Consider the following 23,971-nt stretch of genomic DNA (forward strand, 5'->3'; position numbering starts at 1 on the left):
AACGACGCCGTCTCCGACGTGAAACGGTCACCGGTGAGCTGCATACCGTCACCCGAGTCACCCGCGAACCGGATGATCACCCGGTCCAGCCGGCGGACCTCGTGAACCGGGAGGGCCGCACCGTCCGCCTCCCGCTCCCCGGGGGCGCTCGTGCCACTGGAATGAGTCGTATCGACGGCCACCGGCCGCTCCTTCGCGTCGACGCAGCTTGTTGCCTGCGCCGCACGCTAGGGAACGCCCCTTGTGATCGGCCAAAGCCCGTTGATCAGAACGCCGTTCGATCAGGACGTCCGGCCTGCGGCGATACCCCGCCGAGGCCCGCGACCCCCGTCACACCGGCCCGCGGACTGCGTCGCAGCAGCCCGCGGCTCCCCGTCACAGCAGCCAGTCGGCGTCCCTCGCGATGCGGATCGCGTCGACGCGGTTGCGGGCGTTGAGCTTGGCGACGATGGTCGTCAGGTAGTTGCGCACCGTCCCCGCCGACAGGCGGAGCGTGGAGGCGATCTCCCGGGGCTCCGCGCCCTCCGCCGCCAGCCGCAGCACCTCCGTCTCCCGGTCGGTGAGGGGACTCTCGTACTCCCCCCAGGCGGCCAGCGCCAGTTCCGGGTCGACGGCCCGGTGCCCCGCCGCCACCCGCCGTACCGCGGTGGCGAGTTCGGAGGACGGGGCGTCCTTGCGGAGATAGCCGGCGACCCGGGTCTCCAGGGCCCGGCGCAGGGCGCCTGGGCGGCTCAGACTGGTGAGGATGAGGACGCGGCACTGGGGGAGCCGCTCGCGCAGCCGGCCTGCGGCCGACAGGCCGTCGACACCGGGCAGGTCGATGTCGATGATGGCGACGTCGGGCCGGTGTTTGAGCGCCATGTCGACGATCTCGTCCCCGCGTGCCACCTCACACACCACGTCGAGGTCGTCCTGGAGGTTCAACAGCGCCACCAGGGCGCCGCGAACCATGTTCATGTCCTCGGCGATCAGTATGCGTATCACCGAACTCCCCGGGAGACGGGCGCGTTGGTCAACTCATGCGCGCTGTCGGACCTTTCGTGGCCTTTGATACAGAGCACGGCGGGATGGTCCCGGAGGTTCAGCATCACCGAACTCCCGCGTAGATGTGCGCGTTGCCCAACTCGTCCGCGCTGTCGGACCGTTCATGACTCTCGATCATCTTCACGGCCTCCATCCTGCGGAGATGGTAAGTCAACCTCGTAAAAATTGTGCGGCATTCAAACCCCTGCGGGCGCACAACGGCGTAACTGGCCGACTTGAAAGGAAGAGTTGCGGCCGATCCGCCCGCTGCGGCGAATCCCCGGCCGGTGGTCGGGCGCCGCACCCGCCCCGGGCCGGGCGCCGCACCCGACGGCGGCGCGGCACCCCGTACACCCCTGTGCAGCTCCGTACACCCCTGTGCACCCCCGTGCTCCCCGTTCGCGGTGCACAAGCGGCTCTTTAGAGGGCGCCCGCAGGATGCGTGCGAACCGTACGCGTCGGCATCGCGCCGGCAGTCTCGGAGAGGTCAGCGATGCGCGTTCTTTTCACCATCTTTCCGGCATCGGCACATCTTTATCCAGCCATTCCGCTGGCGTGGGCGCTGCAGAGCGCCGGCCACGAGGTCGTGGTGGCGAGCCCCGAAGGTGTGGTCGACCAGAAGGTGATCGAGAACATCACCTCGGCCGGCCTCACCGCGGTCTCGCTGGGCGGCAAGGAGGAACTCACCGCCTCGCTCGCGCCCCTCATCGCCGGCGCCGGCCCCGACCGGCCCACCCTGGCCCTCGACCCCGACGACCCGGACTCCTGGCGCACGGCCAGGGCCGTGCTCGGGGGCATGTTCAACGCCTACTACCCGCCGCCGGCGGTCGAGGGCGGGCGCCGGCCCGTCCTGGACACCCTGGTCGAGTTCGCCAGGGACTGGCGCCCGGACCTCGTCCTGTGGGACCCGCTGGCGCCGACCGGCGCGGTGGCCGCCCGGAGCTGCGGCGCCGCGCACGCGCGCCTGCTGTTCGGCACCGACAACATCGGCCTGGTCCGCGCCAGGACGCGCCAGGAGCTGGCCGATCCGTCGTCCGGCCTGACCGAGGACCCCTGGATGCCGTGGCTGGGCCCGGTCCTGGAGCGCTACGGCCTCGACTTCACCGAGGAGACGCTGACCGGCCAGTGGACCCTCGACCTGACCCAGTCCCGGATGCGCACCCCGCTGGACCTGACGTACGTACCCGTCCGCCGCGTCCCGTACAGCGGGGGCACCACGCTTCCCGGCTGGCTGCACACCCGCCCCGAGCGGCCCCGGGCCGTGCTCACCCTGGGAGTGAGCCGCCGGCTGCTGGCCGGCCGGCACAGCGGCTTCCCGATGCGGGAGTTCTTCGAGTCCGTCGCCGGCCTGGACCTGGAACTGGTCGCCACGCTGAACAGCGAGCAGCTGGAAGCGGCCGGCACGCTCCCGGACAACGTCCGCGCCCTCGAGTACATCCCGCTCGGCCAGGTGCTGCCGAGCAGCTCGGCGATCATCCACCACGGGGGCGGCGGGACGTTCGCCGCCGCCGTGGCGTTCAAGGTGCCGCAGCTCGTCGTGCCGCTGCCGATGTGGGACGAGATGGTCACCGCGCGCTACGTCGCCCGCCGGGGCGCCGGACTGGTCGCCGACCCCGCGGCGATCGACGTCGACAGCCTGCAGAAGGACCTCGTCCGGCTGATCGAGGAGCCGTCCTTCCAGCTCGGCGCCCGCGCCCTGTACGAGGACATGCTGGCCGCCCCGGCACCGAAGGACGTCGTCCCGGTCCTGGAGCGGCTGACCGCGGAGCACCGCGGCTGAGCCGCGGGCGTCCGCCGCCGCACGGCACCGAGGCCAGTCGACTTCAGCAGGAGGGGGCGAGCGTGCGCGTCGAGGAGATCGGCATCCCCGGCACGTTCCTGATCGAGCCGCACCACATACCCGACAGCAGGGGCGTGTTCTACGAGTCGCTGCGCACCGACGAACTGGAGCGCTCCGCGGGGATCGTCTTCCGGCCCCGCCAGATCAACTACTCGGTGTCCCGGCGCCACACCCTGCGCGGCATCCACAGCGTGACCATCCCCCCGGGACAGGCCAAGTTCGTCACCTGCGTCCGGGGCGCGCTGCGGGACATCGTCGTCGACCTGCGGGTCGGCTCGCCCACCTTCGGCAGGCACCGGGTCAACGAACTCGACGCCGCCTCCGGCCGGTCCGTGTACGTGCCGGAGGGCGTCGGCCACGGATTCCTGGCGCTCACCGACGACGCCTGCATCTGCTACGTCGTCTCCACCACCTACGTCCCCGGAACACAGATCGACATCAACCCGCTCGACCCCGACCTGGACCTTCCCTGGGAGTGCGCCGGGACACCGCTGGTCTCGGACAAGGACGCGAAGGCACCGACGCTCGCCGAGGCCCTGGCCGCGGGCACGCTGCCGGAGTTCACCGCCGCCTGACCCGGCGCCACCCCGGTGCCGCCGGCCGCCCACGCACCGGGGCGAGGACGACACCGCCCGACCGCCCACGCACCCGGGCGGGCAGGACCCGGCCCGACCGCCCACGCACCGGGGCGGGCAGAACCCGGCCCGACCGCCCGTACACCCGACCGCCCGTACACCCGGGCGGACAGGACCCGGCCGAGGCCCTGTCGGCCGCGCTGTCGGCCGCGCACCGCGCACCGGACCGAAGAGGCATCAACACATGAAGCGAGAGGACCTCCCATGAAGGCTCTGGTGCTGGCCGGCGGATCGGGCACCCGCCTGCGGCCCTTCAGCTACTCCATGCCCAAACAGCTCATCCCCGTCGCGAACCGGCCGGTCCTGGAATACGTCCTCGGCAACATCCTGGACCTGGGCGTGACCGAGGTCGGCGTCATCGTCGGCGACCGCGCCCAGGAGATCCAGCAGGCGCTCGGGGACGGCTCCCGGCTCGGGGCACAGCTGACCTACATCCGGCAGGAGGCTCCGCTCGGCCTCGCCCACACCGTCGCCATCGCCCGCGACTTCCTCGGCGACGACGACTTCGTCATGTACCTCGGCGACAACATGCTGCCCGACGGGATCGCCGGGATCGCGGAGGAGTTCGCCGCGCACCGCCCGGCCGCCCACGTCGTGGTCTACAAGGTGCCCGACCCGCGCGCCTTCGGCGTCGCCGAACTCGGCCCCGGCGGCGAGGTGCTGCGCCTGGTGGAGAAGCCCGAGCGGCCGCGCAGCGACCTCGCCCTGATGGGCGTGTACTTCTTCACCGCCGCCATCCACGACGCGGTGCGGTCCATCCGGCCCAGCGCCCGCGGCGAACTGGAGATCACCGACGCGATCCAGTGGCTGGTGTCGACCGGCGCCGACGTGCGGGCCGGCCAGTACCAGGGCTACTGGAAGGACACCGGCAACGTCGAGGACCTCCTCGAGTGCAACCAGCACATCCTGGAGGGCCTGCGGCCGGCCCTGCACGGTGACATCGACGCGGCCAGCGTGCTCGCCGGGCCGGTCGTCGTGGAGGAGGGGGCGCGCATCGTGCGCTCCCGCATCGAGGGCCCGGCGATCATCGGCGCCGGCACGGTCGTGGAGGACAGCCACATCGGCCCGCACACCTCCATCGGGCGCGCCTGCACGGTCACCGGAAGCCGGCTGGAGTACTCCATCGCCCTGGACGGCGCGTCGGTCACCGGCGTCCAGGGCCTGCGCAGTTCCGTCATCGGCCGCTCCGCCTCGGTCGGCACCAGCGGGCAGAGCACGGACCGTTACCGCCTGGTCGTCGGAGACCACACCAGAGTGGAAGTGGCCGCATGAGGATCCTCGTCACCGGAGCAGCCGGCTTCATCGGCTCCAACTTCGTCCGCAACCTCCTCCGGAACGCCTACCCGGGCTGGGAGGACGCCCAGGTCACCGCCCTGGACAAGCTGACCTACGCGGGCAACCGCGACAACCTGCCCGCCGCGCACCCGCGCCTGGAGTTCGTCCGGGGCGACATCTGCGACCTGGGCCTGCTGCGCGAACTGCTGCCCGGACACGACGCCGTGGTGCACTTCGCCGCCGAGTCCCACGTGGACCGCTCCCTGGAGGGCGCGGGCCCGTTCTTCCGCACCAACGTCCTGGGCACCCAGACACTCCTCGACGCCGTGCTGGACAGCGGCGTCGAGCGGGTCGTGCACGTCTCCACCGACGAGGTGTACGGCTCCATCGACCAGGGCTCCTGGACCGAGGACTGGCCGCTGCTGCCCAACACCCCCTACGCGGCCTCCAAGGCCTGCTCCGACCTGGTCGCCCGCACCTACTGGCGCACGCACGGGGTCAACCTCTCCATCACCCGCTGCTCCAACAACTACGGGCCCTACCAGCACCCCGAGAAGCTCATCCCGCTGTTCGTCACCAACCTGCTGGAAGGCCGGCAGGTCCCGCTGTACGGCGACGGACGCAACATCCGCGAATGGCTGCACGTGGACGACCACTGCCGCGGCATCCACCTGGTGCTCGACCGCGGCCGGGCCGGCGAGATCTACAACATCGGCGGCGGCAACGAGCGCACCAACCGCGCCATCACCGAGCGCCTGCTCGAACTGACCGGATCCGGCCAGGAGATGATCCGCCACGTCGCCGACCGCAAGGCGCACGACCTGCGGTACTCCATCGACGAGTCCAAGATCCGCGAGGAGCTCGGCTACGCGCCCGAGATCGGGTTCGAGGAGGGCCTGGCCGCCACGGTGGCCTGGTACCGCGACCACCCCGACTGGTGGAAGGCCGTCAAGTACGGGGCCGGCCGTGAACACGGCTGACCGCGGCGCGGCGGCCGGGCCGCGCGTGGTGGTGCTCGGCGGCACCGGCTACCTGGGCCGGCGCATCGGCGAGGCGTTCCGCGCCGACGGCGCCCAGGTGCACCTGGTGTCCCGCAACCCGGCCGACGACGGGCCGGCGGACGCGCGGCACGTGGCCATGGACCTGCTCGCCGCCGGCGCACCGGACCTCGCCGCCCTCTTCGGCTCGCTGCGGCCCGACGTGGTCGTCAACGCCGCCGGCCGGGTCTGGCAGGGCGACGCGGCCGAGATGACCGCGGGCAACGCGGACCTGGTCGTCCGCCTCACCCGGGCGCTCACCGGACTGCCGTACCCGCCGCGGCTGATCCAGCTCGGCACCGTCCACGAGTACGGCGCCGGAACCCCGGGCGCCGGCACCCGCGAGGAGCAGGAGCCCGCACCCGTCACACCGTACGGGCGTACCAAACTCCTCGGCACGCGGACCGTCCTGCGGGCCGCCGCCGACGACGGCCTGGACGGTGTGGTGCTCCGCCTCGCCAACGTGATCGGCGCCGGGGTGCCGGCCGGCAGCCTCTTCGGCCGGGTCGCCGCGCACCTCGGCGCGGCCGCCCGCGCCCGCTCCCTGGGCGAACGCCCCGACGAACTGCGGCTCCCGCCGCTGCACGCCCGCCGCGACCTCGTCGACGTGCACGACGCCGTCGACGCCGTACGGGCCGCCGCCGCCGCGCCGAGGGCCGACGTGAGCGGCCGGGTGATCAACGTCGGGCGCGGCGAGGCCGTGCCGATGCGCGCGCTGATCGACCGCATGGTCCGCCTCAGCGGCGTGGACGTCCCCGTCGTCGAGGCCGCCCCCGCCCCGTCCCCGCGCACCGACGTGGCGTGGCAGCAACTCGACGTCTCACGGGCGCTGCGGCTCCTGGGCTGGCGGCCGCGCCGCACCCTCGACGACTCGCTGCGCGACCTGCTCGCAGCCGCTGTGCCGGCACCGGTCAACGGAAGGACATGACGATGAGCGACACCATCGACCACAAGGAACTGGTGCTGGACGAGGTCCGCAGGTACCACCGCGAGACCGCGCCCGACCGGGAGTTCGTGCCCGGCGTGACCGAGATCTGGCCGTCCGGCGCCGTCCTGGACGAGGCGGACCGGGTCGCCCTCGTCGAGGCGGCGCTGACCATGCGCATCGCCGCCGGACCCAGCTCGAAGAAGTTCGAGTCCCGCTTCGCCAAGCGGCTGAAGCGACGCAAGGCCCACCTGACCAACTCGGGCTCGTCGGCGAACCTGCTGGCCGTCTCCGCCCTCACCCAGCCCGAACTCGGCGACCGGGCGCTGAAGCCGGGCGACGAGGTGATCACCGTCGCCGCCGGCTTCCCCACCACCGTCAACCCGATCCTGCAGAACGGGCTGGTCCCGGTCTTCGTGGACGTGGAACTGGGCACGTACAACACCACCGCCGAGCGGGTGGCCCAGGCCATCGGCCCGAAGACGCGGGCGATCATCATCGCGCACGCGCTCGGCAACCCCTTCGAGGTCGCCGAGGTGGCCCAGCTCGCCGAGGAGCACGGCCTCTACCTCATCGAGGACAACTGCGACGCGGTCGGCTCCACCTACGACGGCCGGCTCACCGGCACCTTCGGCCACATGACCACGGTCAGCTTCTACCCGGCGCACCACCTCACCATGGGCGAGGGCGGCTGCCTGCTCACCTCCGACCTGGGCCTGGCCCGCATCGTGGAGTCGCTGCGCGACTGGGGCCGCGACTGCTGGTGCGAACCCGGCATGAACAACACCTGCTTCAAGCGGTTCGAGTACCAGCTGGGCGACCTGCCGGCCGGGTACGACCACAAGTACATCTTCTCCCACGTCGGTTACAACCTGAAGGGAACCGACATCCAGGCCGCGCTCGGTCTCGCCCAGCTCGACAAGCTGGACGGCTTCATCGAGGCGCGGCGCCGCAACTGGCGCCGGCTGCGCGAGGGACTGGACGGCGTGCCCGGCCTGCTGCTGCCGGAGCCCACCCGGAAGTCCGACCCGAGCTGGTTCGGCTTCGTCATCACCGTCGACCCCGAGGCCCGCTTCACCCGCGCCGAACTCGTCGCCCACCTCGAGGAGCACAAGATCGGCACCCGGCGGCTGTTCGCCGGCAACCTCACCCGGCAGCCCGCCTACATCGGCAAGCCGCACCGGGTCGTCGGCGACCTCACCAACAGCGACGTCATCACCGAGCACACCTTCTGGATCGGCGTCTACCCGGGGCTCACCGACGAGATGCTCGACTACATGACCGCCACGATCAAGGAGTTCGTGGCCCAGCGCGGCTGAGAGCTCCGACTCCCGTCAGGAGATCGGGACGACGATGGAGATAGTGGGAACCGGATTCCTGGCACGGAGTCTGCGTCCGCTGGCCGGCCGGCATCCGGGCACCGTGGCCCTCGCGGCGGGGGAGTCCAGGACCAGCGGCGCCACCGACGCGGACTACGCGCGGGAGGCCGCACTGCTGCGCGACGTCGCGAAGCGGTGCGCCGAAGGCGGACAACTGCTCCTGTTCTTCTCGACCGCCGCGACCGGAATGTACGGACTCGCCGACGGACCAGGCAGGGAGGACGCCCCGGTCCACCCCGCCACCCCCTACGGCGCACACAAACTCGCACTCGAGGAGCAGTTACGCGACTCGGGCGCCGACCACCTCATCCTCCGGCTGGCCCACCTGGTCGGACCGCACGGCCGCCCCCACCAGCTCGTCCCCACGCTGGTACGGCAGGTCCGGGCCGGGGCGGTGACCCTGCACCGGCGCGCGGTCCGCGACCTGATCGGCGTCACGGACCTGCTGCTGATCACCGACCGGCTGCTCGCCGCGGGGCTGCGGGCGGACACCGTCAACGTGGCCTCCGGATTCGCCGCCCCGGTGGAGGACATCGTCGACCACCTCGCCCGCGCGCTGCGGCTCGCGCCGCGCAAGAAGTACGTGGACGCGGGCGCCGAGTACGCCATCTCCACCGAGAAGCTGCGCGCCCTGGTGCCCCAGGTCGCGGACCTGGGCTTCGGCCCCGACTACTACCGCAGGGTCCTCAACGACTTCCTCGCGGCCGACCGTGCCTGACCCGGCCGCGCTCTCCGCTCCAGAAAGACAGGGAGTTCCCCCGATGCCGTCGACCCACATCCTCCAGAGACGCGACAACGCGAGCCTGCCGGACCGCATCGCCCGCTCGGCGGCCACCACCCGAGGCGCCCACCTCGACACCGAGGACTTCGCGGCCTGGCTGGCCGAGCGGGGCCGCGCCAACACCTTCCGCGTGCAGCGGATACCCTTCGCGGACCTGGACGGCTGGACCTTCCAGGAGTCCACCGGAAACCTGGTGCACCGCAGCGGACGGTTCTTCACGGTCGAGGGCCTGCACGTCACCGAGCAGGGCGAACCGCACGGCGACGGCCCGTACGCCGACTGGTACCAGCCCATCATCAAACAGCCCGAGGTGGGCATCCTGGGCATCGTGGTCAAGGAGTTCGACGGGGTGCTGCACTTCCTGATGCAGGCCAAGATGGAGCCCGGCAACCCCAATCTGCTCCAGCTCTCGCCCACCGTCCAGGCGACCCGCAGCAACTACACCAAGGCCCACCGCGGCGCGGACGTCAAGTACATCGAGTACTTCGTCGGCCCGGACCGCGGCCGGGTCGTCGCGGACGTCCTCCAGTCCGAACACGGCTCGTGGTTCCACCACAAGTCCAACCGCAACATGGTGGTCGAGGTGACCCGCGACGTCCCGCTCCTCGACGACTTCTGCTGGCTCACCCTCGGCCAGATCGCCGAACTGCTGCACCTGGACAACGTGGTCAACATGGACTCCCGCACGGTGCTGTCCTGCCTGCCGTTCGGCGACGCCCGGTACGGCGCGCTGCTCACCGACACCGAGCTGCTGTCCTGGATCACCGGCGAACGCACCCGGCACAGCGTGCGCGCCGAACGCGTCCCGCTGGACAACCTCCCCGGCTGGAAACGCCGCGAGAGCGCCATCGAGCACGAGGCGGGCCGCTACTTCGACGTCGTCGCCGTGTCCGTGCAGGCGGGCAACCGCGAGGTGACCGGCTGGACCCAGCCCCTGTTCGAGCCGGTCGGCGCCGGCGTCACCGCCTTCCTCACCCGCGAGTTCGGCGGCGTCCCGCACGTCCTGGTGCACGCCCGCGTCGAGGCCGGCTTCCTCGACACCGTCGAACTCGGGCCGACCGTGCAGTACACGCCCGACAACTACGCCCATCTGCCCGCCGGGGAACGCCCGTTGTTCCTGGACACGGTGGAGCGCGCCGGCCCGGACCGGGTCCGCTACGAGGCCGTGCACTCCGAGGAGGGCGGCCGCTTCCTCAACGCCGTGAGCCGCTACCTCATCGTCGACGCGGACGAGTCCGACGCCCCGCAGGACCCGCCGCCCGGCTACGCCTGGGTAACCCCCGGGCAGCTCACCTCCCTGGTCCGGCACGGCCACTACCTCAACGTCCAGGCCCGCACCCTGCTCGCCTGCCTCAACGCGACGGCGGTGCGGACCCGATGAGCGAACCCCTGCGGATCGGGGTGATCGGCTGCGCGGGCATCGCGGTACGCCGTATGCTCCCCGCCTTCGCCGCCGACCCCGGCATCGAGATCGCGGCGGTCGCCAGCCGGGACCCGGCCAAGGCGCGCGAGGTCGCCGACCGCTTCGGCGGCCGGCCCGTGCACGGATACGACGCCCTGCTCGAACAGGACGACGTCCAGGCCGTCTACGTGCCGCTGCCCGCCGCCCTGCACGCCGAGTGGACCGAGGCCGCACTGCGCACGGGCCGGCCCGTCCTCGCCGAGAAGCCGCTGACCACCGACCGCCACCGCACCGCGCACCTGCTCGAACTCGCCGCCGCCGAGGGCCTGGTGCTCATGGAGAACGTGATGTTCGTCCACCACCACCGGCACGAGGCGGTACGACGCCTGGTCGCCGACGGCGCGATCGGCGAACCCCGCTCCTTCCACGCCGCGTTCACCATCCCGCCGCTGCCCGACGGTGACATCCGCTACGACCCGCACCTCGGCGGCGGCGCCCTGGCCGACGTGGGGATCTACCCGCTGCGGGCCGCGCTGCACTTCCTGGGCCCCGGCCTCGACGTCACCGGCGCCCGCCTCGTCCGGGGCGCGGGACGCCGGGTGGAGACCTCCGGCGCCGCGCTGCTGAGCACACCCGGCACCGTCACCGCGCAGATCACCTTCGGCATGGAGCACGCCTACCGCTCGTCGTACGAACTGTGGGGCAGCGAGGGCGGCATCACCGTCGACCGGGCCTTCACCCCGCCCGCCGACCATGTCCCGGTGATCGGCCTGCACCGCGACGGGAAGACCGAGGAGATCCCGCTCGCCCCGCACGACCAGGTGGCGGCCACCGTCGCGGCGTTCGCCGCCGCCGTGCGCTCCGGAACCCTCCCGGACCCCCGCGACACCCTGCGGCAGGCCGAACTCCTCGACGGGATACGCCGGTCCGCGACCCACACCGGCGAGCCGGACGGAACTGACGGAACGCACCGGACTTCACGCAACTGACGGAACCCGGACGAGCGGGAGGAGCCACCCGTGCGACGCCACATCGCTTTCTTCGACTTTCCGGCCGTAGGCCATGTCAACCCCACGGTCGGCGTGATCGAGGAACTGGTGCGAAGGGGCCACCGCGTCACCTGCACCGTGACCGACCACTTCGCCCCCATCATGAAGGCCGCCGGCGCCGAACCGGTCCGCTACGACTCGGTGTTCGGCGACTTCTACCAGGCCCCCCTGACCCCCGAGGACGCCGCGGGCGAGGGACTGCGCAGCCTGGACGAGGCCACCTCCCTCGTCGACCAGGTCACCCCCTTCTACGAGGCGAACAGGCCGGATGTGATCGTCCACGACTTCATGGCGTGGGGAGCGCGCTTCTTCGCCGCCGGGCACGGCATCCCGCTGATCCGGACGTATCCCGTGCTGGCCTCGAACGAACACTTCTCCATCCGGGAGAGGTTCCCGGTGGCCGAGCCGGACGACCCGCGGATCGTCGAGGCGGCGCTGAAGCTCGCGGCGCTGCTGCCCCGGTTCGGACTGCCCGCCGACCCGATGCGCTTCCTCACGCACATCGAGAAGCTCGCCCTCGTCTTCCTGCCCCGCGAATTCCAGTACGCCGGCGAGACCTTCGACGAGCGGTTCGTCTTCACCGGCCCGTGCATCGCCGAACGCCCCTACCAGGGCACCTGGCAGCCGGCCTCGCCGGACCGCCCCGTCCTGCTGATCTCGCTCGGCACCTCGGCCAGGGGCTGGCCGGAGTTCTTCCGCATGGCCATCGAGGCGTTCGGCGACACCGAGTGGGACGTCCTGATCACCGTCGGCGAGCACACCGACCCGGCCGCCCTCGGGCCGCTGCCCGCGAACGTCGACGTACGCCGGTACGCGCCCCAGCTCGACGTGCTGCGCCACGCACGGCTGTTCATCAACCACGGCGGCATGAACAGCACCATGGAGTCGCTGGACAACGGCGTCCCCATGGTCCTGGTGCCCCAGACGAACGAGCAGCGGGCGAATGCCCTGCGCGTGCAGGAGCTGGGCCTCGGCCGCCTGCTGGCCAAGGAGGACGTCACCGTGGAGAGCCTGCGCGAGGCCGCGCGGCGGGTGACCGGCGACCCCTCGGTGACCGAGCGGGTACGGGCCATGCGCGAGCGCATCCGGTCCGTCGACGGCCCGGCCGTCGCGGCCGACGCTGTCGAGGCCCACTTGGCCCGCCTGTCCCGCCTGGACTGACCGCCACCGCCCGCGTCCAGCGGGGCCGGACCGCTGCCCGCTCAACCGGTGCCGATGCCCGCGCACAGGCAACCGTTGCCTGCACGCGGGCAACCGCTGCCCGTGCAAAGGCACCGCTGCCCGCGTACAAGCACCGCGCAAGCGGGCGCCGGAACACTGGGGGTGCAGAGCCGCTCCGGCGGGATCCGGCGGGCAGGGTCTCCAGGGTCTCCCTCGGCGCCCCCGCCGCCCCGACGGCGCCACCGGCCCGAACCGGTGGTTCCCTCGCTAGGAGACCGATGGACCATCTCGAAGAACTCAAGGAATTCGCCCGCCTGCACGCCCGGGGACAGGGCATGACGGCCGGGCACGCCACGCGCGTCCTCGCCCGCATCACCAGCGACACCGTCCAGGACCCCGGGTCGTGGGCCGCGGTGTGGACCGCGGAGGGCAGGGCCGCCGCCGACCGCGGCGACCTGCTCGACGCGTGCCGCCACTTCGCGCTCGCTCGGTTCCCGTACCATGGCGACGCCGACCGGGTCCGCGCCCAGGGCCTGTGCGTCGACACCTTCGACCGGTGGCGGCAGCACCAAGTGGGCATCGAGCGACTGGAGTTCGAGACCTGCGACGGCACCGTCGTCTGCTGGGCCACCGGACTCGACCGGTCCCGGCCCCGCCCGCTGCTGATCGTCATGGGCGGCATCGTCAGCGTGAAGGAACAGTGGGCGCCGCTGCTGCCGCTGCTGCGCAAACTCGGCTTCGCCGCCGTCGTCACCGAACTGCCGGGCGTCGGCGAGAACACCTTCACCTACGGCCCCGACTCCTGGCGCATCCTCGGCTTCCTGCTCGACGAACTCGCCGACCGCGCCCAGGTCTCCGACACCTCGCTGCTCGCCCTCAGCTTCAGCGGCCACCTCGCCGTGCGCGCCGCCGCCGACGACTCCCGCATCCGCCGCGTGCTCACCGTGGGCGCGCCCGTGGCCGGCTTCTTCACGGACGACGCCTGGTGGCCCCGGGTGCCCGGCATCACGGCGGACACCCTGCGCCGCCTCACCGGCAGCGCGAACCTCACCGAACTCCGACACCGGCTACGGCAGTTCGCGCTCACGCCGGAGCAGCTGCGGCAGGTGCGGATCCCCGTCCGGTACGTCGCCAGCGGCCGCGACGAGATCATCCCGGCCGAGGATCAGGCGCTGCTGCGCCGCACGCTCGAGGACGTGCGCTTCAAGACGTTCGACGACGTGCACGGCTCGCCCGCCCACCTCGGCGCGATGCGGCGCTGGCTCATCTCCCAACTGCTGTGGCTGCGCGTCGCGCGCCGCGGCCACCGTCCGACGTCCCGCACCCTGTCCGGAGAGAGGTCCTCATGAACGAAGCAGGGAACGACAAGGACGCCGCCTCCGCCCCGGTGGCCGGTGTGCCGCCGTGGCAGACGCTCGCGTCCCTCGGCATCACCGAGAACGACCTGGCGGCCGCCCCCCGGATGACGGCTGCTCCCTTCCTCCGGCTGCTGCCGGGGCAGGGCGGCGCCGCGTAGCGGAGCGGCGCCTGGGGGAGCGGCGCGTAGAGGAGCGGCGCCGCGGGGCCGGTCAGCCGCCCACCCGCGCGGTGGACGAGGCGCTCTGCGCGGGCACCTCGGCCAGCAGCCGGAAGGTGCCGTCCTTCCACGGCCCCGACTCCAGCCGGCCGCCCACCGCGGTCATCCGCGCGTGCAGATTGACCAGCCCGTTGCCGCCGTAGGGCGAGGGGTCGTGGTGGGCGGAGTCCACGCCGTCGTTCTCGACCACCAGCCGGACCAGACCGTCCCGCTCCACGGCCTCGATTCGGCAGCGTGAGGCGTTGCTGTGCCGCAGCAGATTGGTGACCGCCTCCCGCAGCGTGGTGGCGAGCGCGGTGTCCAGGTGCGAGGAGAGCGGCCCCAGGTCGACCTCCGTCCGTACGTCGATCCCGGCGGCGTCGAGCATCGACCGCGCCGACCTGACCTCCTGCCGCAGGGACAGCTCGCGGAATCCGCTCGCGACCTTGCGGACGTCGGTGAGGGACTGCTCGGCGATGGACAGCACCTCGTCGACCTCCTTCATCGCGCGCGCGGGCTGGGTGGGGATGAGCCGGTGGACCAGTTCGCTCTTCAGCGTGATCGCGGAGAGGCTGCAGCCGAGCAGGTCGTGCAGGTCCCGGGCGAAGCGCAGCCGTTCTCCGGTGACCGCCCGCCGGGCGAGTTCACCGCTCGCCGCGTGCAGCCGCGTGACCAGCTCCGCCAGCCGGGCCAGGCCGTAGAGGGCGAACCCGGTCAGCAGCGTGGTCTGGCAGAGCAGGATGCCGTCGAGGACCGGCCGGCCGTCGAGCGCCGGCAGGAGCAGCATGCCGAGCCCCGCGGCGCCGTAGAGCGGCCAGGCCACCGGGGGCGGCAGGAGCAGCAGCAGGGAAGCCGCGAGACAGCCGGCCATCGTCGCCCAGTACGCGTGGAACAGCAGGAGCGGCAGACAGGTCAGCAGCGCCTGGACGCCGAGGGTCAGGCACCTGCGGGCCAGCGGCGCCCGGCTGCCGCCCGGCGCGGAGTGCAGGAACTGCAGGCCGAGGTTCCCCAGCAGGAGCAGCACGCACGTCGTCGCGGCGGCCGGGGACAGATCGGCCCGCAGGATGTCGATGGTGCTCAGGAGCGCGAAGCCCAACAGCGCGGCGAGGGGGACGGTGCGCGCCGACCGGGGGGCGGGAAGGTCGCTTTCGAGTACGGGCGGTGCGTCCGCCTCGCGTCTGTTGCCCCTCGACTCGTCCGCACTGTCGAAACGGTCGTGACCGCCCATCACCTTCACGGCCTCTCACAACTCTGTGCGTCTTCGCGTGGATGCTATGCAATACCGGTGGCCCGTGCAGCGATCAGCCGCCGTGAAAGTCACGTCGCACAGCCGATCGCCCCTCGAGCGTCGTGTCCCGCACCATGGGCTCCTGTGTGCGTGTCCACGCACGGATGCTGCCCGGCGAGACCGGTATTGATGCGGCCGATTCCTTACCGGTAAAGGGAGTTGGGACACACCACACCTACCACGCAACCGACCCGCGCGAGCGGCGGCCGCGCACCCTACCGCCGCCGCCCCGCCGCCCCGCCGCCCCGCCGACGCACCCGGCGCCGCCGTCACTCGCCGACGCCCGGCGTGCCGCCGTCACTCGTCGACGCCCTGCCCCGGGCCGGACAGCTTCCCGCCGGACGTACGCCCGCCTACCGGGACCGGCGCCCACCGACGACCGACCGGGCCGCCCGGCGCCCTCCGATCCGCTCGCTGCGGCGGTGGATGTCCAGGGCTTCCGCCGGCCGTCCGGCCTGGCGCAGCAGGCTGCCGAGAGAATTGAGCACCGTCAGCTCGGCCAGCCGGGCCGCGCCCGCGTTCCATGTCCGCCAGTGCCCTGACACTCACCCCGGCCGCATGGGACAGCGCCTCCTGGCTGAGCCCGGCACGGGCCCGCAGGCCCCTCAACCGCTGCCCGAAGTCCCCCGTGGAAGGCGTGCGGTCCCGCACCGTCGATGTCCCCGTCGTCCGGCTCGTCCGGACGCGAGCCCCGGCAGAAGTATGGCCGACCGTACTTCTGCCGGGGGAACCGCCTGGGCGGCACCGGCCCGAGATGATCGACTGGTGGCAGACGCGGACGCCCCGGTCACACGCGTGCCGCAGGGGAACAGACCGCCCGCCGTCGAACGACAGCCGTGCGCACACGGCGTACCACCCAACGGGGAGATCTCATGAACACCAGGCGCCACCGCTCCACGCTGCTCGCTGTCGCGGGCACGGCCCTCGCCCTGTCCCTCACCGCCTGCCAGGGCGGCACGGACAGCGACCCGGCCTCCGCGGGCACGCCTTCGGCCGCCGCTTCGGCGACCGCGGCGGGGACCGGCAAGGGCACCGGCACCTCGGACTCCGCGGACTCGGCGGGTACCGCCGGTTCCGCGGGTTCGTCGGGTTCCAACGGCGCCGGCGGCTCCGCGGGGACGACCGGCTCGTCCGGCTCGTCCGGCGAGCAGGCCTCCGCCTCCGACGCGGTCTGCACGGCAGGGGACATCACCGTCACCGCCGCCAGGCAGGACGGCCCGCCCTACACCCACCTCGTCCTCACGGCGAAGAACACCTCCCACCGCTCCTGCAAGCTGCCGGGTTTCCCGCACGTGCAGTTCCTGGAGAGCCACAAGCAGGACGTGCCGGCCGTGGCCAAGAGCAAGCCGGCCACCGCGGTCGTGCTCAAGCCGGGGGCCCCGGCCTACGCCGTGGTGAAGTTCTCCGACGGCGGGACCGACGAGGACACGGAGCCGGTGACGGCGTTCTCCCTCACGCTGGAGGGCGACTCCACGGTCATCGCCGTCACCGCGCCCGGCAGTAACGGCATCGCCGTCGACCCGGCGAAGTCACTCACCGGCTACTGGACCCCCGAACTGCGCAACGGCGCGGACGACTTCTGAGCCGTCACACCATGCGACGAAGGAGCACGCACATGCGCGGATTCAAGAGTGCCCTCACCGCGGTCGCGGCCATGGCCGCCTTCGCGGCGGTGGGGGCCACGGCGGCGCCGTCCCAGGCGGCCACCTCCTGCACGGACAAGGGCCACAAGTACCTCTGCGATTACGGCATTTCGACCACGAAGTTCGCCAACGGGACCAAGCAGGAGTTCGTCGTCGGCACCGATCACGCGGTGTGGACGAACTGGACGAACACCGACGGCTCCTGGAACGGATGGCTGTCCATGGAGGGATGGGTCCAGAGCCGGATCCAGATCGACCACCTGCAGGGCAGCCTGACGAACTTCACCATCGCGGCCATCGGCCGGGACGGCAACTACTGGTTCCGGATGCGCTACGACAACGGCGCGTGGACCCCCTGGCAGGTGAGCTGCACCGTCCAGGACGGCCCACTGTGCCCGTGACCGCCGTGGACGGCCCGTAGTGGCCGGTGGGGCAGCGGCCCACGCCGCCCCACCGGAAGTTCAGACGGGCGACTCCGCCGCCAGCGCAGTGAACGCCGACCACGCGTCGCGGGACAGGGCCAGCCCCCGCCGGTCCGTGTCCTTCGAGTCCCGGACGAGAACGGCCTCCGCACGCACGGCGACCTCGACGCAGTTGCCGCCGCCACCGCCGCTGTAGCTGCTCTTGAACCAAGCAAGTTCGCTGGTGCTCATAACGCTCCTCGCATCTGCTCCAGCAGGCTCGTGGTGGCCTGGTGACTCAGAGCCTGTGAGCGCATCCTGCCATAGCGCTGAAGCATGGCGCTTGCGGCTTTTGTGTCGGTGACGAGCATGCTGCAATCGTGCGCCTCGACGTAGCCCACCCATCGATTCTCCACCGTCTCGGCGAGGTAGAGAGGGCCCTCGAAACCGGAGTGATCCTCCTGGACCCGAGGCATGACCTGAATCTCCACGTTCCGGAGACGGCCCACTTCGAGCAGGCTGCTGAGCAACGTGTGGGTGACTCTGTCGCCCGCCAGGCGGCGATCCAGCAGGGCCTGCTCGATGATGAAGCCGAACGTGCTGTTCGGCCGTTCCCTCAGGAGACGCTGACGTTCGAGCCGAGCCGTGACCTGTTGCTCGAACTGCTCCTCCGAAAGAGGCGGAAGGCGCCGCTCGAAGAGCGCGCGAATGTAGGGCTCCGGCTGGAGCAAGCCCGGAATCACAGCGCACTCGTACGCATACAGCGAGATCGCCTCCTCCTCGATCCCCGCCCACTGCCGGAACCACGACGCCAGCCCCGCCTTCCGCGTCAGACTGCGGGCCGCCGCCCCCAGCACCCGACCCGCGGCCGCCCCCAGCACCTCCTCCGACCGCTCCAGCAGATCCCGTGGCGGGAACCGCTTGCCCTGTTCGATCTTGGCGATGTACGCGACCGAGTACCGCATCAGCGGCGCTAACTGCTCCTGCGTCAGGCGGGCTTCCTCGCGCAAGGCCTTGAGGACCGCGCCGAACGTCTTCAGACTGTCCGAGAGTTCCGGCTCGCAGCTTCCGTTGCCCCCGGCCTGCCCGGAACTCCCGCCCACCCCAACGCCGTTGTCGGTCATCGTCGCAGCCGCCTTCCCCTGTGCCTCGCGTTGTCGGGTCCTCTCCCATGCCGCACGTGCTGCGCCACGCTCGGCAGACCCATCGTCACGTACAGCGACCGACCCGGTCCAGCGCGTCAACCAGTACAACGTGATCTGTATCAGCGCCGGACCTGCCGATCAGCCCTCGTGGGCGATGCTTCTGAAGACCCTCAGATATCCCGGAAGAGAGCAGCCGGCTCCGTGACCCGCGGCGATGGCCGGTCAAGGGGCGCTGACCTGAGCGAATTGCCTCGTCCACCACGATGTGGCGATACGAAGCGTACAACTTGAATTACACACCGTCACCGAGTACTTGAACACATCGGCCACGCGGGCCGAAATCGCTCTCTTTTCAAGTGCTTCGGGGCGAACGGACTCTGAGAGGAAGGGATGCGCACGGACGGTGCCGAGGGGGAGCCGCGATGTCCGGACCGCTCTATGTTCCCGTTCTGCCTGCCCGGCCACACGCGGCCGGGGCCTTCCGGCGGCTGTGGCCGGACGTGCGGGCCGCGATCAGGCCACTGTGGAACCTGCCGCCATTGCCGGGGGTGGCTCCGCAGACGTTGGCCACGGTGGTCGGCAAGTACGCCGATCCGGTGAGTGCCGTCAGCCGTCACGGTGGATGGATCGATGCTCCCTTCGGCGAGGACTCGCAGACCGCCGTCCTCGCCGAAGCGCTGTCCGTGTACTGCGAGTTGGGGCGGCTGCGGCCGCTTACCGGGCCGGAGAGGACCGAGGCGCAGCAGACGGCGGCCGTGGAGACGGCCCGGCGCTGCCTGCGCGGACTGGGCGTCCGGGTCCGGGTCACGGGGGAGTGGGACGGCCGCCTCGCGGAGGACGTCCGGAGACTGCTGGCCCGGTCCGGTCCGGAGGTGCCCGTGGACCTGCTGCTCGACATGGGCGCGGTCCTCGACGACCGGTCCGACGCGGGCAAGGAGGCGCTGCGCGCCCTCGACGCGCTGATGCCCCTGGCGGTCTGGCGGAGCGCCGCACTGCTCGGCGGGGCCTTTCCGCGGGTCACCGCCGACATGCTGGAGGAAGGATGGTGCGAGGGTGCGCGGGGGGAGTGGCGTATGTGGCACGAGGTGCGCGCGACGGGCAGGGCCTACGCTTCGCTGCTCGGTTACGGCGATTACTGCGTGCAGCCCCCAGGGGCCCTTGCGCAGGCCCCGGCACCCGGGAGGAAGGGCGGACCGCCCTGGGGCGTGCTCCGCTACACCACCGACAGCTCGTACCTGCTCTTCAAGACGTTGACCCGAGGGCCCGACCGGATCGCTGTCAACCGCGATGCTGCCCGCAAGATCACCGAACTGCCCGAGTTCCGGGGCGCGGAGGCCGGGCAGGGCGAGGAATGGCTGAGCGACTGCGCGAACGGCCCGCTCTCGACGAGTGAGGGTGTGGGCGGGCCCACGGAGTGGCTGCGCGCGGGAAACCTCCAGCACATGACGTACGTCGTACGGAGCCTGTCCGGCGACTGAGCGGGAGGCAGGGTCCGGTCGCCCGGGCCCGGCCTCCCGGTCCGGGGCTCAGTCGAACAGCGGTGCCAGCGCGGTCTCGCCCGTCAGGATCCGCCAGGCGGGCACCCGCACCGTCCGGCTCACCGGGCAGGGCTTGGCCCCGTGTCCCCCGGAGGGCAGGCCGGTGAGCAGGTCGCCTCGCGCGTGGAGGAGCCTGAGGTGCCGCGCGGGGTCTTCGCCGGGCCTCGGACCGGGGTCGATGAGCACCGCCGTGTTCTCGCCGGCGTCGGTGAACAGCAGGTCCACCGGGTGTCCGCCCACCTGGACGGCCCGCTCCAGATCGGTGATGCCGCGTCCGGTGAGGTACTGCTGCAGGCGGTCGGCGAGGTCTTCACGGCCCTCGGTCAGCGGGCCGGGCGGGCCGGCCTCGGCCGTCGTGCCGTCGTCACCCGCCCCCAGCGGCGCCGAGCGCGCGGCGAGGAGGGCCGGCAGGCCGCTCTGCTCCTGCCAGAAGGCGAGGCCGCCCACGGTGATCAGCTGCGACTTGGCCCGGGTGACCGCCACGTTCCACAGGTTGACCTGGCTCGCGGCCCAGTGCGTCGTGCGGGGCGGTGTGTTGGACGCCGCCACCGGGCTGAGCACCATCACGTCGCGCTGTCCGCCCTGGAAGGTGTGCACGGTGCCGACCCGGACCCGGTCGTCGTCCCGCCACATCCGGGCCAGGGTCTCCTTCTGCGCCCGGAACGGCGTGACCACCCCCACCGTCGCGTCCGGCGGAAGGCCCGCCAGCAACCCGTCGACCACGCGCCGCACGGCCTCCGCCTCCGCCGTGTTCCGCCAGGACCGCCCGTCGCCGCCGCGCGCCGACTCCCCGTACGGTACGTCGACCCAGCCGAGCACCGGCGCCGGATCGGCCGCTCCCACCGGGTCGTGTCCCGGCACCTGCCGCCGCACGTCGGTCAGCACCCGCAGCCGGCCGCCGTAGCAGTGGCCGTTGACCACGTCCGCGATCCGCGGGTGGCAGCGGTAGTGCTCGTCGAGGAGCAGCGCGCCGTCGCCGTGCTGTTCGGCCGCGTGGTACGACGAGTACACGTGGTAGGCGAGGCGGCGGTGCTCCAGTTGCGCGGCGCTCAGTCCGGCCCGCGTCCGGGCCTGCCTCTCCTGCTGCGGTGACACGCCGAGGATGTGTCCGAGCTGCATGGGGTCACCGATGATCAGTGCCCGGCGGGCCCGGAACAGCAGCGGCAGCACCGACGGGATGGAGCACTGGCTGGCCTCGTCGATGACGACGAGGTCGAACAGCTTCGGGGCGAGTTCCAGTTGCCGCACGGAGTGGGTGCTGACGGCCCATCCCTTGATGTGGGTCATCAGGTTCTTCTGGCTGCGCTGGTAGCCGGAGCGGCGGCGCAGGGCCTGGAGCCGCTGGTTCATGAGCCCGGTGGCCCGGTCCAGGGTCTCGGCGGACAGCGCGCGGGACAGTTCCGCCGACAGGCCGGACAGGGCTTCCGCGGTCGCCAGCCGGGACGCCTTGAGCCCTTCCTCGTCCCATGTTCCGTGATCGCGGACGAGTTCCCGCACCTCCCGCTCCACGGACACGATCGCGGCCAGCGACTCCAGCAGCTCGGGTGGCACGGGTCGTCCCGTCGCCCAGGCCGGCCACGCCGGTCCGGACCCCTCGGACCGCTGCGCCACCGCCGCGACCAGCGCGGCGAGCGCCCGTCCACGCCGCCATGCCCCGAGCTGCCACCAGCGGGCCGCGGCCGTCTTCCGTGCCCGCTCCGCCCACCGGTCCAGCGGGGACAGACCGTCCCCGTCCGCCGCCCAGGCCCCTTCGAGGAGGGACAGGGGCAGCTCCAAGGCGGCGGTTCGCTCCTCCCGGTCGTGCAGCAGTTCCAGCAGCCGGGTCTCCTCACCGACGCGGTGGGCCGCTTCCGCCCGCAGCCGGTCCGCCGTACCTCGGGTGTTGCGCAGCTCGCCGCCGACGGTGGCCGATCCGCGCCGGGGCGCCGGGACCGGTTCGGCGAGCAGCCGTTCCAGTTTGGCCGCCTCCCGCTCCAGCGCCTCCGCGTTGCCCGTCCGCATCAGCAGGCCGGGTGCGATGTCGTCGCAGCGCTCGGCGACGACGTTCACGGCCTCGTTGTTCGTGGAGGCGACCAGCACCGACTGCCCCGCGGCGACGCAGGTGGTGACGACCGCCGTGACGACCTCGCTCTTGCCCGTCCCCGGCGGTCCGGTCGCCACCGTCAGCGGCCGGCTCATCGCCGAGGAGATCACCTGCTCCTGGCTCTCGTTGCACGGCCCCGGAGCGACGGGTGTCACCGGATTCGCCGAGGCCGCGGTCGTGGCCGGCGCCTGCCCGGCCCCGCCGTCCAGCAGCGCGTCCAGGGCGGTGCCCGCGATCTGGTCGGTCCGGGTGGAGATCTGGAGCAGGTTGTCCACCAGGGCCTGGGTGGCCATGGCCTCCGCGCCGGACGGCACCAGCAGGACGGCCGCGTTGTGCGCGCCGGGCCGCAGTGCCTGCATGACCGTGCGGTCGCTGAGCGCGGACGGGTCCAGCGGTTCGAGTTCCGGCAGCCCCAGCTCGTCCAGCAACTCCCTGACGGCGCGCAGCATCTGGGCGTCGTTGCCCTCCTGCCAGGCCGGCTGCCAGCGGGCCACCAGGTCGGCGGCGTCGCCCGCGTCCAGGAGTTCCGATACGACGCCGCTGTGCAGGGACGGCACACCGCTGGGCCGGAGCACGTCCCGGCCGTCCCCGTCCGGCGCCAGCTCCATCTGCTGGACGAGCAGCGGCGCCAGCTCCACCGTCGCGCGCCGCCCCCGGCCGCCGTCCCGCGCGGGCAGCGTGATCGCCGGATACCCGTACCAGTACTCCTGCCGCGTCCCCGCCTCGGCGCCCGGCCCGGTCCGCCCGTCCCTCGGCCGGGGCAGCGATCCGGGCGCGACGATGTGCGGTCCGCGGCCCGACTGGATGGTCTCCTCGCCCTGGGCCAGCAGGAAGTACTTCTCGTTCCGGCCGCCGTCCCGGTCGGGCCGCATGCCGGCCGCCGCCTGCGCGGTGAGGCAGTCCGCGTAGTAGCGCAGCAGCCGCTGCGCGTCGACGCCGTCCCGTTCGTCCGCCTCGGCCAGCTCCCGGGCCTTCAGCAGCGCGGGGGAGCGCCGGGCGGCTTCGCCGGCGTCGTGGGGCAGCGCGGGAAGCCGCACCGGCCGTGCCACCGACCGGGCGAAGGGGAGGCTGCGGGTGGCCCTGATCGTGGACTTGGTGGGCCGCTGCTCCTCCGGTACGCCGTCGCGGGTCATCTGGGCGGTCAGGTAGTCGAAGAGGTCGTCCGGGGTGATCCAGCCGCCGTCCTTGATCCGGCCGTTGCGCAGCCCCTCGACGATCTCACCGGTGAACCGGGAGGTACCGAGACCCGACCCCGGCGGCGCCATCGCGGAGGCCGCCTGGAGGGCGTCGGACGCGGTGATGAAGTACACGCCGGTCGGCCGCAGCAGCGTGCTCGCCGCGGGCCGGTCCGGTTCCCCCGCCGGGCCCTTGGCGGTCCAGCCCTGGACGACGGAACCGCTGGAGCAGCAGTCCAGCAGGACCAGTTTGGAGGCGGCCCGGCAGGACTGGAGCATCCGCTCCAGGAACTCCGCCGGTACGGCCGTGCCCGGCAGGTCGGCGGGGTCGGTGTCGCGGGTCAGGAAGTACAGCTGGCCGTCCTGCTCGCAGTACTCCCCGTGCCCGCTGAAGTAGAGCAGCGCGGTCTCGCTGGGCTGCCGGGCCTCCAGGAACGTCTCGACGGCGTGCAGCATCTCCGCGCGCGTCGGCTCGGCGGCCGTCGCGCACTCGTTGTACATGCCGATCTCGGTGTTCTCCAGGACGGCCCGCATGTAGTGCAGGTCGGCCCGTACGGCCGGGAGGTCCTGGTACGCCTCGCTGTCGTACGTGGAGACACCGACGAGTAACGCGTGGCGGTCGTTGTCGGTCATCGT

22 protein-coding genes and 1 pseudogene are annotated in these 23,971 nt (G+C 72.2%); 15 read left to right on the forward strand and 8 right to left on the reverse strand.

The features are described 5' to 3' along the window. A partial coding sequence (locus ACZ5GT_RS14600; RefSeq protein WP_469021474.1) for a hypothetical protein occupies nt 1–182 on the reverse strand: 182 nt, incomplete at its 3' end. A gap of 193 nt (nt 183–375) precedes the next feature. Beyond that, on the reverse strand, nt 376–984 hold the full coding sequence (locus tag ACZ5GT_RS14605) for a response regulator transcription factor (protein WP_469021479.1): 609 nt from the start codon (nt 982–984) through the stop codon (nt 376–378). A gap of 532 nt (nt 985–1,516) precedes the next feature. On the opposite strand from ACZ5GT_RS14605, the gene ACZ5GT_RS14610 reads away from it, so the two are divergent. The 12 genes from ACZ5GT_RS14610 (at nt 1,517) to ACZ5GT_RS14665 (ending at nt 14,023) form a co-directional block, all read left to right on the forward strand. Further along, nucleotides 1,517–2,803: a nucleotide disphospho-sugar-binding domain-containing protein gene (locus ACZ5GT_RS14610; protein WP_469021484.1), complete on the forward strand. Its 1,287-nt coding sequence runs from the start codon at nt 1,517–1,519 to the stop codon at nt 2,801–2,803. 62 nt (nt 2,804–2,865) lie between these two features. After that, the gene (locus ACZ5GT_RS14615) at nt 2,866–3,438 is read left to right on the forward strand and encodes a dTDP-4-dehydrorhamnose 3,5-epimerase family protein (protein WP_469021487.1); all 573 of its coding nucleotides are present in this window, start codon (nt 2,866–2,868) and stop codon (nt 3,436–3,438) included. Between the two features lie 264 nt (nt 3,439–3,702). Beyond that, complete coding sequence (locus tag ACZ5GT_RS14620) at nt 3,703–4,770, forward strand: glucose-1-phosphate thymidylyltransferase (RefSeq protein WP_469021489.1); 1,068 nt, start codon at nt 3,703–3,705, stop codon at nt 4,768–4,770. Further along, a complete protein-coding gene (rfbB, locus tag ACZ5GT_RS14625; RefSeq protein ID WP_469021492.1) occupies nt 4,767–5,753 on the forward strand; it encodes a dTDP-glucose 4,6-dehydratase in 987 nt (328 codons plus the stop codon). Before ACZ5GT_RS14620 ends, rfbB begins: the two co-directional genes overlap by 4 nt. Continuing rightward, the gene (locus tag ACZ5GT_RS14630; protein WP_469021494.1) at nt 5,740–6,738 is read left to right on the forward strand and encodes an NAD-dependent epimerase/dehydratase family protein; all 999 of its coding nucleotides are present in this window, start codon (nt 5,740–5,742) and stop codon (nt 6,736–6,738) included. The genes rfbB and ACZ5GT_RS14630 overlap by 14 nt, the downstream gene beginning before the upstream one ends. Nucleotides 6,739–6,740: 2 nt before the next feature. Continuing rightward, a complete protein-coding gene (gene rfbH, locus ACZ5GT_RS14635) occupies nt 6,741–8,054 on the forward strand; it encodes a lipopolysaccharide biosynthesis protein RfbH (protein ID WP_469021497.1) in 1,314 nt (437 codons plus the stop codon). A gap of 34 nt (nt 8,055–8,088) precedes the next feature. Beyond that, on the forward strand, nt 8,089–8,832 hold the full coding sequence (locus tag ACZ5GT_RS14640; protein ID WP_469021500.1) for an NAD-dependent epimerase/dehydratase family protein: 744 nt from the start codon (nt 8,089–8,091) through the stop codon (nt 8,830–8,832). A 43-nt stretch (nt 8,833–8,875) separates the two neighbouring features. After that, a complete protein-coding gene (locus ACZ5GT_RS14645) occupies nt 8,876–10,276 on the forward strand; it encodes an NDP-hexose 2,3-dehydratase family protein (protein ID WP_469021503.1) in 1,401 nt (466 codons plus the stop codon). After that, nucleotides 10,273–11,286: a Gfo/Idh/MocA family protein gene (locus tag ACZ5GT_RS14650; protein ID WP_469021506.1), complete on the forward strand. Its 1,014-nt coding sequence runs from the start codon at nt 10,273–10,275 to the stop codon at nt 11,284–11,286. The genes ACZ5GT_RS14645 and ACZ5GT_RS14650 overlap by 4 nt, the downstream gene beginning before the upstream one ends. A gap of 30 nt (nt 11,287–11,316) precedes the next feature. After that, nucleotides 11,317–12,507: a macrolide family glycosyltransferase gene (locus ACZ5GT_RS14655; RefSeq protein WP_469021509.1), complete on the forward strand. Its 1,191-nt coding sequence runs from the start codon at nt 11,317–11,319 to the stop codon at nt 12,505–12,507. Between the two features lie 278 nt (nt 12,508–12,785). Next, complete coding sequence (locus ACZ5GT_RS14660; protein WP_469021513.1) at nt 12,786–13,856, forward strand: alpha/beta fold hydrolase; 1,071 nt, start codon at nt 12,786–12,788, stop codon at nt 13,854–13,856. After that, on the forward strand, nt 13,853–14,023 hold the full coding sequence (locus ACZ5GT_RS14665; RefSeq protein ID WP_469021515.1) for a hypothetical protein: 171 nt from the start codon (nt 13,853–13,855) through the stop codon (nt 14,021–14,023). Before ACZ5GT_RS14660 ends, ACZ5GT_RS14665 begins: the two co-directional genes overlap by 4 nt. Before the next feature lie 52 nt (nt 14,024–14,075). Here the strand turns inward: ACZ5GT_RS14665 and ACZ5GT_RS14670 are convergent, their stop codons facing one another. The 3 genes and pseudogenes from ACZ5GT_RS14670 to ACZ5GT_RS14680 all read right to left on the reverse strand — a co-directional run. Beyond that, nucleotides 14,076–15,290, reverse strand: coding sequence for a sensor histidine kinase (locus ACZ5GT_RS14670; RefSeq protein ID WP_469021518.1), 1,215 nt, complete (start codon nt 15,288–15,290; stop codon nt 14,076–14,078). Nucleotides 15,291–15,703: 413 nt separating this feature from the next. Then, on the reverse strand, nt 15,704–15,895 hold the full coding sequence (locus ACZ5GT_RS14675; RefSeq protein ID WP_469022079.1) for a tetratricopeptide repeat protein: 192 nt from the start codon (nt 15,893–15,895) through the stop codon (nt 15,704–15,706). Between the two features lie 7 nt (nt 15,896–15,902). Next, nucleotides 15,903–16,196 (reverse strand): annotated as a pseudogene (locus ACZ5GT_RS14680) (hypothetical protein); the annotation flags it as partial. A gap of 26 nt (nt 16,197–16,222) precedes the next feature. Here ACZ5GT_RS14680 and ACZ5GT_RS14685 point away from each other — a divergent pair. Together ACZ5GT_RS14685 and ACZ5GT_RS14690 are read left to right on the forward strand one after the other, a co-directional pair. Then, nucleotides 16,223–16,933, forward strand: a complete 711-nt coding sequence (locus ACZ5GT_RS14685) for a DUF4232 domain-containing protein (RefSeq protein ID WP_469021521.1) — start codon at nt 16,223–16,225, stop codon at nt 16,931–16,933. A 32-nt stretch (nt 16,934–16,965) separates the two neighbouring features. Then, nucleotides 16,966–17,394 carry a DUF8189 domain-containing protein gene (locus tag ACZ5GT_RS14690; protein WP_469021528.1) on the forward strand — a complete coding sequence of 143 codons (429 nt, stop codon included), beginning with the start codon at nt 16,966–16,968 and terminating at the stop codon, nt 17,392–17,394. Between the two features lie 60 nt (nt 17,395–17,454). Here ACZ5GT_RS14690 and ACZ5GT_RS14695 read toward each other — a convergent pair whose 3' ends face one another. Together ACZ5GT_RS14695 and ACZ5GT_RS14700 are read right to left on the reverse strand one after the other, a co-directional pair. Continuing rightward, the gene (locus ACZ5GT_RS14695) at nt 17,455–17,646 is read right to left on the reverse strand and encodes a DUF397 domain-containing protein (RefSeq protein ID WP_469021534.1); all 192 of its coding nucleotides are present in this window, start codon (nt 17,644–17,646) and stop codon (nt 17,455–17,457) included. Next, on the reverse strand, nt 17,643–18,518 hold the full coding sequence (locus ACZ5GT_RS14700) for a helix-turn-helix domain-containing protein (RefSeq protein WP_469021541.1): 876 nt from the start codon (nt 18,516–18,518) through the stop codon (nt 17,643–17,645). Before ACZ5GT_RS14700 ends, ACZ5GT_RS14695 begins: the two co-directional genes overlap by 4 nt. 443 nt (nt 18,519–18,961) lie before the next feature. Here ACZ5GT_RS14700 and ACZ5GT_RS14705 point away from each other — a divergent pair, with 443 nt between their 5' ends. Next, nucleotides 18,962–20,017: a beta family protein gene (locus ACZ5GT_RS14705; RefSeq protein ID WP_469021545.1), complete on the forward strand. Its 1,056-nt coding sequence runs from the start codon at nt 18,962–18,964 to the stop codon at nt 20,015–20,017. Between the two features lie 48 nt (nt 20,018–20,065). Here ACZ5GT_RS14705 and ACZ5GT_RS14710 read toward each other — a convergent pair whose 3' ends face one another. Next, nucleotides 20,066–23,968 carry a caspase, EACC1-associated type gene (locus tag ACZ5GT_RS14710; protein ID WP_469021551.1) on the reverse strand — a complete coding sequence of 1,301 codons (3,903 nt, stop codon included), beginning with the start codon at nt 23,966–23,968 and terminating at the stop codon, nt 20,066–20,068. Nucleotides 23,969–23,971 lie beyond the last annotated feature (3 nt).

The sequence above is a fragment of the Streptomyces sp. NPDC031340 genome, assembly GCF_055569945.1.